General features: G+C 67.6%; 9 protein-coding genes. 4 read left to right on the top strand and 5 right to left on the bottom strand.

The features are described 5' to 3' along the window. Positions 1-120 precede the first annotated feature (120 nt). The 3 genes from Q0602_RS06395 to Q0602_RS06385 all read left to right on the top strand — a co-directional run bounded on the left by Q0602_RS06395 (position 121) and on the right by Q0602_RS06385 (position 4,519). The gene (locus Q0602_RS06395; RefSeq protein WP_149434197.1) at positions 121-534 is read left to right on the top strand and encodes a hypothetical protein; all 414 of its coding nucleotides are present in this window, start codon (positions 121-123) and stop codon (positions 532-534) included. Between the two features lie 9 nt (positions 535-543). Next, on the top strand, positions 544-2,880 hold the full coding sequence (locus Q0602_RS06390) for a GNAT family N-acetyltransferase (protein ID WP_298840470.1): 2,337 nt from the start codon (positions 544-546) through the stop codon (positions 2,878-2,880). 163 nt (positions 2,881-3,043) lie between these two features. Further along, positions 3,044-4,519, top strand: a complete 1,476-nt coding sequence (locus Q0602_RS06385) for an aminoacyl-histidine dipeptidase (RefSeq protein WP_298840467.1) — start codon at positions 3,044-3,046, stop codon at positions 4,517-4,519. 442 nt (positions 4,520-4,961) lie between these two features. Here the strand turns inward: Q0602_RS06385 and Q0602_RS06380 are convergent, their stop codons facing one another. The 3 genes from Q0602_RS06380 to Q0602_RS06370 all read right to left on the bottom strand — a co-directional run bounded on the left by Q0602_RS06380 (position 4,962) and on the right by Q0602_RS06370 (position 7,309). After that, positions 4,962-6,128, bottom strand: coding sequence for an App1 family protein (locus Q0602_RS06380; protein WP_367276928.1), 1,167 nt, complete (start codon positions 6,126-6,128; stop codon positions 4,962-4,964). Positions 6,129-6,208: 80 nt separating this feature from the next. Beyond that, positions 6,209-6,637 carry a DUF1090 domain-containing protein gene (locus Q0602_RS06375; RefSeq protein WP_298840464.1) on the bottom strand — a complete coding sequence of 143 codons (429 nt, stop codon included), beginning with the start codon at positions 6,635-6,637 and terminating at the stop codon, positions 6,209-6,211. A 108-nt stretch (positions 6,638-6,745) separates the two neighbouring features. After that, positions 6,746-7,309: a type 1 glutamine amidotransferase domain-containing protein gene (locus tag Q0602_RS06370; protein WP_295040853.1), complete on the bottom strand. Its 564-nt coding sequence runs from the start codon at positions 7,307-7,309 to the stop codon at positions 6,746-6,748. A 239-nt stretch (positions 7,310-7,548) separates the two neighbouring features. Here Q0602_RS06370 and rmuC point away from each other — a divergent pair, with 239 nt between their 5' ends. Beyond that, positions 7,549-9,075, top strand: coding sequence for a DNA recombination protein RmuC (gene rmuC / locus Q0602_RS06365; RefSeq protein ID WP_298840460.1), 1,527 nt, complete (start codon positions 7,549-7,551; stop codon positions 9,073-9,075). Here the strand turns inward: rmuC and Q0602_RS06360 are convergent. Together Q0602_RS06360 and Q0602_RS06355 are read right to left on the bottom strand one after the other, a co-directional pair. After that, on the bottom strand, positions 9,072-10,658 hold the full coding sequence (locus Q0602_RS06360) for a chemotaxis protein CheW (RefSeq protein ID WP_298840457.1): 1,587 nt from the start codon (positions 10,656-10,658) through the stop codon (positions 9,072-9,074). The two genes, rmuC and Q0602_RS06360, sit on opposite strands and share 4 nt — an antisense overlap. Continuing rightward, positions 10,655-11,046: methyl-accepting chemotaxis protein (locus tag Q0602_RS06355; protein ID WP_298840455.1), on the bottom strand; the 392-nt coding region annotated here is incomplete at its 5' end. The genes Q0602_RS06355 and Q0602_RS06360, both read right to left, overlap by 4 nt.

Genomic DNA, 11,046 nt, shown 5'->3' with positions numbered 1-11,046 from the left:
CCGTCTTCCGTCTTCCGTCTTCCGTCTTCCGTCTTCCGTCTTCCGTCTTCCGTCTGTAATCTGGCTCTCCTGCTGACCCGCCTCAGCGTTTCGTTCGATGGTTCAGGATGGTTTGCCGCTATGAAAACGCCCCAGTCCAACAAGCCCGGCGCCGATGAGCCGACCCGCACCGTGCTGCGCCTGATCGGCAGCTTTGCCGCGCCGGTGGCGATCTACCTGGTGGCATGGGAGCTGGTGGCGCGGCTGATCCTCCCAGGCGTGGCCGAAGGCGGGCGCGAGTTCGTGATCAACCTGTTCAGCGTGTTGATCCCGTTCGTCGGCGTGCTGGCCAGCGTCTACCTGGCCGGCACCAGGGCCGGTCGGCTGTTGGGTGGCGGCGTGATGACGGTGTTCTTCCTCTATCTCTACGTCTCCTCCGGTGTCGTGTTCAGCTGGCTGCCGGTGGCGCTGACCCTGGGCGGGGTCGTCCTCGCGGTGGCCGTCGCCCGTTACTGCCCCACGATGAAACCCGATCTGGGCGACGCCTTCGGCTAGACTGCGCTGATGGCCGCTTCGAATGATCACTCCCCGCTCGGCGACTGGCTGACCGGTCGCAGCGACGACCTCCGGCGCCGTCGCTGGCGAGGCGTGCTGTGGATCGCCGGCGCCGCGCCGCAGGCGGTGCGCAAGGCACTGGCCTGGATCGCGGCGGGGCGCTGGCAGTCCCCGCTGTGGATCGGGCCCGAGCCGGCGTCCTCCGGCCACGCTTCGCCGTTACCGGAGGGCGTGCCGCGGCTGAGCGCCTCGCGCGCCCGCAGCCAGTTGGGCAGCGAGCACGATCTGGTGATCTTCGACGCGGTTTCCTCCGCGGCGGGGTTCGATCCGGATGCCTTCGGCGCCATCAGCGGGACCCTCCTGGCCGGGGGCTGGCTGGTGCTGTTGACGCCGGGACACTGGCAGCGACCGACCGACGCGCAGTGGCCGCCCGACGCCGACTACCAGCGCCTCGCGCATTGGCCCCACCCCGTGGAGACCCTCTCGGCACGATACCTCCAGCGTCTGGGCGCAAGGCTGCGCGATGACGCTCGACTCGTGGCATGGCCGGCCGAGGCCGGCTTGCCGGGCCCTTCGCCGGGGATGGCCGGTTCGCCGGCCGCTGGCGTCGATGACCACTCCCCGGCGGACACCTGCGATGACAGCGACTGCCTGACCCGGGACCAGGCCGAAGCGGTTTCACGACTGACGCGAATGCGGCGGCGTCGGCCAGTGGTGTTGGTGGCCGATCGCGGCCGTGGCAAAAGCGCGGCGTTGGGCATCGCGGCCGCGCGTCGGCTGATGCGCGGCGAGCGGCGGCTCTGGATCGCGGCATCGAGTTCGATCGCCGTGGAGGCGGTGTTCGAACGCCTCCAGCGGTTACTGCCCGGCGGCGAGCGTGAGGCGGGGCGTTTCGAGGTCCGCCTCGACGGTCGGGACTGTCGGGTCGAGTGGCTGGCGCCGGAGCAGGTCGTTCCCGCGCTGGCGGCGTTCGACATCGACACGCAGTCGCCGCCGACGCTGTTCGTCGACGAGGCGGCCGCGATTCCCGCCGCGCGCCTGGTCGACTGGTTGCGTCGCTTCCCGCGGATCGCCTTCGCCACCACGGTGCATGGCTACGAAGGTACCGGCCGCGGATTCGAGGTTCGCCTGCGCGATGCGCTGGATCGGCTGACGCCGGAGTGGCGGCGGCTACAGCTGGATACTCCCATTCGCTGGGCGGCCGGTGACCCGCTGGAAGCGTTGACCCGCGACCTGCTGTGCCTGGATGCCGAGATCGTCGCCGCCGAGTCCGTCGCCGCTGTCGCGCGTCCGATGCCGGTCGTCTATGCCTGGCTGGACCGGGCGGCCCTGGCCCGTGACGACGGCTTGCTGAGATCGATTTTCGGGCTGCTGGTGCAGGCCCACTACCGCACGTCGCCGAGCGATCTGCGACATCTACTGGACGGTCCCGACGTCCACCTGCTGGCGGCTTTCGTCGGCGACATGGTCGTCGGCATCTGCGTGGTGCAGCAGGAGGGGGGCTTCGACGCCGAACTGGCCAACGCCATCTACCATGGGCAGCGGCGTCCGCGGGGTCATCTGCTGGCGCAGTCGCTGGCCACCCACGGCGGTTACCGGGAGGCCGCGCTCGCCAACTGGTGGCGCATCATGCGGATCGCCGTTCACCCGCTGGCCAGGCGCGAGGGAACCGGCTCGGCGATGATCGAGCGGGTCGCCACGGCGGCACGGGAGCGCGCTGTCGATCAGTTGGGCGTGAGCTTCGGTGCTGAGCCGTCGTTGACCCGATTCTGGCGTCGGCAGGGGTTTCGCTCGCTGCGGATCGGGCTGACCCGAGAGGCGTCCAGCGGCGAACCGGCGCAGATGATGGCGCTGGCGCTGACGGATGAATCGGCGCGGCTCCTCGACCGGATGCATGACGATTTCGTGCGCCACCTGCCGGATCTGCTGGCAGCCGAACTGCGGGACATCGACGCCCCCGTCGTGGCGGCCTGGCTGCACGAGGGGGCAGCGCCGGCCCTGTCCGCAGATCTCCACCAGCGGCTGGCCTGGTTCGCTGCCGGTGGCGGCGAGCTGGCACCGGTCCGGCCCTGGTTGCGGGAGGCCTGGCTCGGCTGGTGGCGGCAACAGCCGCTGGCCGCGGTCGATCGCTCGCTGGCGTGCGAGGAGAGCGGGTCCCAGACGCCCGGCGACCTGACGCGATCGGCGCGGGTGGCCGTCCCGGCGCTGTTCCAGTATCGCGACGAGGCGCTGTTGCGGCAGGGGCGGCGCGAACGTCTGGTAACCGCACGCGAGCTGGCGGCGGACTTGCTGGCGTGGCACCACGACCGTCGCGATGCCGACGGCACCGCACCGGTGCCTGGCTGAGGGGCGCGAGCATTCGGCACATATGGTCAAGCCGCAGTCAGGCGAGTAAGGTATTCGCACCTCAAAACGAGCCGCGGTCCGCTGGCGGCTCGGGTTTCATTCATCACTCTTTCGACACCCGTTGCGGCGAGCTGCTCGCCGCGCGACGAGGCTGGAATCGACCATGAACGATCATCTACTGCAACTCTCCCCCGAGCCCGTGTGGCGTCATTTTCGTACGCTCTGCAATACGCCGCGCTCCTCTGGCCACGAAGCGAAGTTGATCGACATCCTGCAGCGCTGGGCCGACGACAACGGCTTGACCCACGATCGCGACAGCTACGGCAACCTGCGGATCCGCAAGGCGGCGAGCCCGGGCTGCGAGGCGGTGCCCGGGGTGATCCTGCAGGGCCATCTCGACATGGTCACGCAGGCCAACAGCGACCACCCCCACGATTTCCTCAACGACCCGCTCGACACCTATGTCGAGGATGGCTGGCTCCACGCCCGCGATACCACGCTGGGTGCCGACAACGGTCTCGGTGTCGCGGCGGCGCTGGCGATTCTCGAGGCGGACGACATCGACCACGGCCCGATCGAGGCGCTGTTCACGCTGGAGGAGGAGACCTCGTTGCAGGGCGCACTGTCGCTGGACGAGAACTGGCTGGAGGGGCGCTACCTGCTCAACCTCGACTCCGAGGATCGCGGCGAAGTCTATATCGGCTGCGCCGGCGGTGCCGATGTCGTGGTCGACGCCGACTTGCCGATGCGCGGCTGCGACGAGGAGGAGGTGATGCGTCGTATCTCCCTGACCGGCCTGGTCGGCGGGCACTCCGGCGCCGATATCCACAAGGAGCGGGGCAACGCCAACCAGTTGCTGGTGAGGGCGCTGCGAGGACTGGGCGAGTTCGAGATTCGGCTGGTGGACTACCAGGGGGGCACGCTGCGCAATGCGCTGCCTCGTGAGGCCTTCGCCACCATCGTGGTGGACGAACATCATCTGCCGGCGGTGGAGCAGGCGCTCGCCGACCTGCAGGCGCTCTACCGCGAGGAGCTGGCCGGCGTCGACGACGACGTGACGCTCTCGCTGTCGCCGGCGGCGGTCTCCTGCGAGGACGTAGACGCGCTGACCGACACCGCCACCCAGTTGCTGGTTTCCGCCCTCCACGCCGCGCCTTACGGTGTCGAGCGCATGAGCGTCGAGGTGCCGGGCGTGGTGGAGACCTCCAACAACCTGGGGGTGGTATCGCTGGAGAAGGGGCGCTTCCATCTCTGCGCGCTGGTGCGATCGCTGCGAGACAGCGCGACACGCAACCTGGCGGACCGTTTCACGGCGTTGTTCGGCCTGATCGGCGCCCAGACGCGGGTCGAGAACGTCTACCCTGGCTGGACGCCCAGCGCCGACAGCACGCTGCTGACCCGCTTTCGCCGGCTCCACCAGGAGCAGCTGGGCAGCGACCCCGCGGTGAAGGTGATCCACGCCGGTCTCGAGTGCGGCATCATCGGTGGCAAGTACCCGCAGTTGGAGATGATCTCCTTCGGCCCGGTGATTCGCGGCGCCCACTCGCCCACCGAGCGTACCGAGCTTTCATCCGTCGAAGAGTTCTGGAAGGTGCTCAAGGCCTTGGTCGCCGACATCGCCTCCGGCAAGGCCGCCTGAAACCGGCCTGAAAACGGATAGGGCGAGTGGTTCTCTCGAAAGCAGTGCGTTCCCGCCGGAACGCCATCGAGAAAACCGCTCGCCATGGTGAAGCTCCACTCCCCGAGCGTTCTCCTGCCAAAGCGCTGCCCGTGCCGAGCCGAATGGGCGACCAGCACACTTTCAAACCCGCCAACGCAGCATCCCGCCAATGCTCGGCGCCGCCGACAATGGCCTGACTCCAACTCATGCTCTCAAAGGCATTGCCCTCAAGATGCTCCCCAGCTCAAGTAGTTTTGCATGACACAGCGGCCAACGGGTACTGCGCAAGAGGCCGCGCAGCATGAGTATCTTTACGCCAATCCGCATCGATCCATTGCCATGAATCAGACGGCCAGCACGGGGCCGGATCTCTCTTTTACGAACGGCGGCAATACAGGTAGCAAAAGAGCGATAAAACGCCTTATTGCTGCTGCTGGCGGTGCGTGTCCTCGCGTACCGCCTCGCAGCCCTCTTCCGAGATATAGCCTTTCGCCAGCGCATGCTCGGCGATGCTGACGCTGTCCCGGGCGAGGATCAGTTCGCAACCGGCGTGCTTGACCTCATTGGCCAGGGCCTCGATCGCGGCGTCCCGCTCCGGATCGTCGTCCACCTTGCGGATGTAGATGGCGCGGACGCGGTCGGGGTGCATTTTGACGATCTCGGTATAGACCTCCGGATCGCGCTGGCCGCTATCGCCGATGAGGATGAAGGGGAGCGTGTCGTAGAGCGACAGCATGTTGCAGATGACGTCGGACTTGTGGTCCTCGGCCTTGCGCGGCCAAGGCCGCTTGAGCGTCATGCCCCACTCGCGCAGGAACAGAATCGGCCCGACCGGGATACGGTTCATGTTGAAGAACATCTCGAGGACTTCGTAGATGCTCCAGGGCCCCCGCGAGACATAGAGCATGGGGCGTTTGCGATTGCCCTCGGCACCGCCGTAGAGCGCGCGATAGAGCGCCGCGACACCGGGAAAGGCGGTGCGCCGGTCGGCCTTTTCCATGAACAGGCGGTAGAGCATCTTCAACTTGTTGGCGACGCCGGTGTACATCACCGTGTCGTCGATATCGCTGATCACGATCAGGTCGGTACTCGCCGGCGGTATGTAGATCTCGGTCTCGGTGCTGATGGCGTCGTCCTCCGAGAGGACCTCCAGCTTGACCGAGTGCCAGATCGCGTCGGCGGGCAGGGTGTGGGTAATATCGATATGGGCGTGGAAATAGCCGTCGCGATCGGTGGTGACGGTGGCGTGGGTCGCGCCGAGCCGGATATCGACCCGCGCATCCCTGACACCATGCCTGACCAGGCGACGCGTGACGTCGACCAGGTCGCGCGCCGTCCCGCCTTTCTCCCACTTCATCAAGCGCCCGGGCTGGCGAAACACGCGGCCCATGATGAAGGCTTCCGTATGCGAACCGTAGCCGCGATAGGGGTGGACGATCACCCCGCCCTCGCCCTTGTCGCCTCCGCGCATGGGCCGGATGAACAGCCGAACCAGCTTCTTGGTGAAGTGGACGAGCTTGGTCACGAACAGCCGAGGGAGCGATCCGGCGCCGGTGGTTTCGGAGGCAGTGTCGGAAGAGTGGGGCACGATGGCTGGCAATCCTAGGTTTGATTAACGATGAGTATGGGAATTCGCGGGTTATCGTGCAAAGTCTCGGCCCGTTGCGTCTATTCCTCGAGCGCTTCCAGCGCTGTCAATCGATGCCGCTCCGAAGCGATTTCGGCATCGAGTCTCTTGAGTTTGCGCCGGTGTTTGGCGATATCCTCCCGGTCGTCCTCCCGTGTCGCTTCGTCGAGCGCTTCACGCTGCTCCTGACGTTCCTCTTCGAGATCCGCAAGCGTTTGGCGGCTGTCGCCGATCAAGGAAGCCGTGGTGCAGTGATCTTCGACCGCGTTCAGCGCGCGACGCAGCCCTGCGGCACGGTGAGACTGATGGTTGGTATCGGCTTGCGCGAGCTGCTGCTCGAGATGCTTGCGCTTGGCCTCGCAGCCGATGTCGGAGGCCACGGCCTGCGAGGTCATCGGGATCGTGAGGATCAGGGCGACAGCGCAGCGGAAGATCGTCGGCCTCGAGGAGAAGTCGGTGTCGGCAAGCATGCGGGACTCCAGGTCAGGATCCGACGGGCAGTCGGAAGAGCGGGGCGTTGGCCCACGAAAAACGCCCACCATAGGGTGGGCGTCCGGACGGTCGTTGTCGAGCGTCGATCAGGCGTGCTGCTTGCTGTGCCGACCTTCGGCCAGCTCTTCCAGCAACTTGCCGTTGAAGTCGTCGAGATCCTTCGGCGTGCGGCTGGTGACCAGGCCGCTGTCGACCACGACCGACTCGTCGAACCACTGGGCGCCGGCATTTTTCAGATCCTGTGCGACCGAGGGCACCGAGGTCATCCTGCGGCCCTCGACGACGCCGGCGTTGATCAGGATCCACGGCGCGTGACAGATCGCGGCGACCGGCTTGCCGGCTTCGAAGAAGTGCCTGACGAACGCCAGGGCCTTGTCGTTGAGTCGCAGCGTATCGGGGTTGAACAGACCACCTGGCAGCACCAGGGCATGGTAGTCGGATTCGTTGACCTCATCGAGGCTCTTGTCCGCCTCGTAGGTGTCGCCCCAGTCCGTCTCGGCCCAGGCGCGAATGCCCTTGCCGTCCGGCGTGATGACGTGAGTCTCGACGCCCTGGCCTTGCAGCGCGGCACGAGGGGAGGAGAGTTCTGACTCCTCGAAGCCGTCGGCGGCGAGGATTGCGACACGTTTACCGTTGAGTTGCTGAGCCATCTTGACCTCCTGGTCTTGATATAGCGGCTTGATGTTTCGATGAATAGCAAGCCCACGGGCCATCCCGGTCCATGTCTCGGCTTACCTCGAAAGTTTGGGATAGTCTGGGCAAAGTTCAAGGAAAAACGCGCGTGGGACACGCCCGGTCCGGAGTTCGCGGCTTGCGCGCGGGCGCCGACTCGGGGATGGTGGCCGCCGCGGGGTGGCGAGCGGGCGCCGGGTCAAGAGGAAGCGATGCGATGAATGGCGGAGTGGGGGAATGGCTGTTGCAGTCGGCCGGCGGGCTCGTCCTGATCGGTGGCCTGGTGACGGTCCTGATCGGCGTCGTGGTGTGGCAGCGCCAGCGTTTCGCACGCGAGCGCGACAGCCTGCTGACGCGGCTCCAGGCCAGCGAGGCGCAGTGCCAGCGCCTGGAGCAGGAGCTGGCCCAGAGCGACGGTCAGCAGGACGATCTGCGCGAGCGCCAGGCGCAACTGCAGCAGCAGCTTGGCACCCGCGAGCAGCAACTGGAGGCCCTCAACGAACGCCTGGCGACACTGCGCGAGCAGTACGGCCGGCTCGAGACCCGCCACGAGCAGCAGCAGAACCAGCACGCGGAACAGCTCCAGCTGCTGGAGCAGGCGAAGACGCGGATGGGGCACGAGTTCGAATCGCTTGCCGGGCGCATCTTCGACGAGCGCCAGCGCACCTACAGCGCCCAGAGCCGGGACAGCCTGGAAGCCTTGCTGAAACCGTTTCGCGAGCAGGTCAGCGGCTTTCGTCAGCGTCTCGAGGAGCTTCACGGTCAGGAAGTGCGCGAACGCACCACGCTCAAGGTGCAGATCGATCAACTCGCCTCGCTCAACCGCCAGATCACCGAAGAGGCCGCCAATCTCACCCGTGCCCTCAAGGGCGACAAGAAGATGCAGGGCAACTGGGGCGAGATGATGCTGGAGTCGGTGCTGGAGCGCTCGGGCCTGCGCCGCGACATCGAATACCGGCGCGAAGTCTCGATCGACGGCGAGCAGGGTCGCCAACGCCCGGATGCGGTGATCTACCTGCCCGACGACAAGCACCTGATCGTCGATGCCAAGGTTTCGCTCAACGCCTACGTGCGCTACGTCAATGCCGATGACGACGCCGAGCGCGAGCAGGCGCTACGCGCGCACGTTCAAGCGGTGAGAAGCCATATCGACGCCCTCTCCGGGCGCGACTACCCGAGATTGCCGGGACTGCGTTCGCCCGATTTCGTATTCCTGTTCATGCCGGTCGAACCGGCCTTCGCGGTCGCCTTCCAGCATGACGAAAGCCTGTTTCAGGAGGCTTTCTCCCGCGACATCATCGTGGTCACGCCGACCACGCTGCTGGCCAGCCTGCGCACCGTGGCAAGCCTGTGGAATCTGGAGCGCCAGAACGAGAACGCGCGCCATATCGCCGAGCGTGCCGGCAAGCTGCTCGACAAATTCCAGGGCTTCGTCTCGAGCCTCGAGGATGTCGGCCGCCACCTGGGCCGGGCACAGGGCAGCTACGACCAGGCCATGGGGCGGCTATCAACCGGACAGGGCAGCCTGGTCGGCCAGGCGCTGGCGCTCAACAAGCTGGGCGTGCGGATGAAGCGCGACCTGCCGGCGCATCTGACCCGGGAGGCGGACGCCGACGAGGCGGCACTCGATCGAACCTCGGACGGCGCCGACGCTGAAGGTGGCGCGAGTCGCGTGGATGATGACGGCGAGAGCGATGCCGCGCCCGCTGCGCAACGCAGCCCAGACCAGGGCAGGCCGAGCTAGGCGGGCTCGGCGACGTCGTCGGCAGTCGACAGCGCCGCGCTGCTCAGCGCCAGGTCAGCTGCCAGTCCCTGGAGGCAGATCATGGCCATGACCTGATGGCGGGCGCCGACGCCGAGCGCCACCAGCCGCTTGGCGCGCTCGATCGCCGGAGCCTCGGGATCGATGTCACCGCGCCAGCGCACCACCAGGCTCTTCTCGGCCGCTTCGACGTAGTCGATGCGCTGCACCTCATCGGTGAGAAACCCGATCAACCCCTGGCCGCTGTCGGCGATCAGCACGTGTCGGGGTGGGCGCGACACGTCGCGGCCCAGCAGCCGGCGCAGATCGACCAGGGCGACGCTGCGCCCGTGACGGCGCCAGACGCCGACGAAGCAGCGCGGGTCGCCGCCGCTCCGGAGGTAGTAGACAGGGGCGGCGTCGACCGCGTAGAGCTGATCGAGCAGGGTGGTGTAGTCTCCCGCGCAAACGAAGTGCACCAACGCGAAGCGCCGCCGGGGCTGGCGCTCGGCGGCGCTGCCCGTCTGGGTACCGTCGAGCCGCGCGTGCAGGCGCGCCAGCGCACTCAGATTGAGCGCCGACAGCAGCACCCGGTGATCGAGCGCCAGGGCATCGCGCCCCGAGGGGCCGGCCACCAGTCCGGCCACGGTCTGGGGTTGGCCCGGGCCGGCGGGAGCCAGGGTGCCGTCGGCGCTGAGCGCGGTGACGTGTTCCAGGGCCAGTGCCAGGCGCCCCTCGGGGCCGTCGAGCACCACCATGTAACCGGGTCGCACACGCTGGGGCGCGCCCCCGATCAACTCACCGGGGTCGAACAGCGGCAGCCGCGCACCGCGCAGCGTGACGTTGCCGAGGTAGGCGTCGAGCTCGATCGGCGGCGGTTCGATCTGGGGGCAGTTGGCGACCTCGCCGACGATCGCGGTATCCAGCGCCAGCGCCTGGCCGCCACTCTCCACGATCAGCCAGTGTCGGGCGGTGAGCCGCGTCGGCGTGGCGTCACTGGTCAGCGTCGGGACATCGGCCGCTTGGCGCCCGGCCAGTTCCGGCGACGGCGTCACCGCGACCATCTCTTCCAGCGCGAACAGCGCATCCAGGTCGAGCAGATAAGCCGGGTGTGCCAGGCTCGGGTGATCGATCAGCGAAGGCGTCAGCGCCAGCGTGCTGCCGTCGCCGTGGCTCACCGCATGCCGCTGGTCAGGCCGCACCTCGATCACGTCGACGATCTGGGTCACGCACAGGCCGAAACGCGCCCCGCGATGCGCGACCACGGCGACGAAGCTGGCCTGGGGCCTGCCCTGGCTGTGAGTCCTGCTCTGGGCCTCGACGAGATGGGCCTCGTCGACATGGACTTCGTCACGGGCATCGAGAGTTGGCGCTGCCGGGGTGTCAGGATCGAGCTGCAATAGCCCCGCCAGGTCGACCAGCGGCAGCGGCTGACCGCGCAGCGACAGCGTACCCCGCGACCATGCCGGCGCCCGCGGGCGCGGCGGCGGCAGGCGCTCCAGGCGCACCACCTCTTGCAGATCGCGGGCGTCGAGGGCGACATCGCCGGCACCGACGCGCAGGATGCCGAAGACGCGTGCGCTCATGACCTCGCCCGCTCCTCGCCGCGGGTCGCCCGTGCCAGTTCACGGATCGCGCCGTCGACCCGGTTGGCGGTTTCGAGCTGGGCGCTGGCGGTGGTGGCGATCTCCTCGATCGAGTCGGTGGTCTGGGCCACGCCTTCGACGATGCGTGCGAATGAGTCGGTAGCGCGCTGGGTCACGGCGTTACCGCTGTCGATGCGCTTGAGCGACTCGCCCAGCAGGCGGTTGATCTGGCGCGTGGCGTCGGCGGACTTCTCGGCCAGCTTGCGCACCTCGTCGGCGACCACCGAGAAACCCAGCCCGTGCTCGCCGGCGCGGGCGGCCTCGATCGCGGCGTTGAACGCCAGCAGGTTGGTCTCGGGGGCGATCTTAACGACCACCTTGACGATGG

Origin of the sequence: uncultured Salinicola sp., from assembly GCF_937921195.1 — a bacterium.
Classification (GTDB): domain Bacteria; phylum Pseudomonadota; class Gammaproteobacteria; order Pseudomonadales; family Halomonadaceae; genus Salinicola.
This window is presented reverse-complemented; position numbering and strand designations above follow the sequence as displayed.

What these genes read in the sequence shown, in the direction of transcription:
- Q0602_RS06390 (WP_298840470.1), top strand. Translation starts at nt 544, where the DNA reads ATGGCCGCTTCGAATGATCACTCCCCGCTCGGCGACTGGCTGACCGGT.
- Q0602_RS06395 (WP_149434197.1), top strand. Translation starts at nt 121, where the DNA reads ATGAAAACGCCCCAGTCCAACAAGCCCGGCGCCGATGAGCCGACCCGC.
- Q0602_RS06370 (WP_295040853.1), bottom strand. Translation starts at nt 7,309, where the DNA reads ATGGCTCAGCAACTCAACGGTAAACGTGTCGCAATCCTCGCCGCCGAC.
- Q0602_RS06360 (WP_298840457.1), bottom strand. Translation starts at nt 10,658, where the DNA reads ATGAGCGCACGCGTCTTCGGCATCCTGCGCGTCGGTGCCGGCGATGTC.
- rmuC (WP_298840460.1), top strand. Translation starts at nt 7,549, where the DNA reads ATGAATGGCGGAGTGGGGGAATGGCTGTTGCAGTCGGCCGGCGGGCTC.
- Q0602_RS06375 (WP_298840464.1), bottom strand. Translation starts at nt 6,637, where the DNA reads ATGCTTGCCGACACCGACTTCTCCTCGAGGCCGACGATCTTCCGCTGC.
- Q0602_RS06385 (WP_298840467.1), top strand. Translation starts at nt 3,044, where the DNA reads ATGAACGATCATCTACTGCAACTCTCCCCCGAGCCCGTGTGGCGTCAT.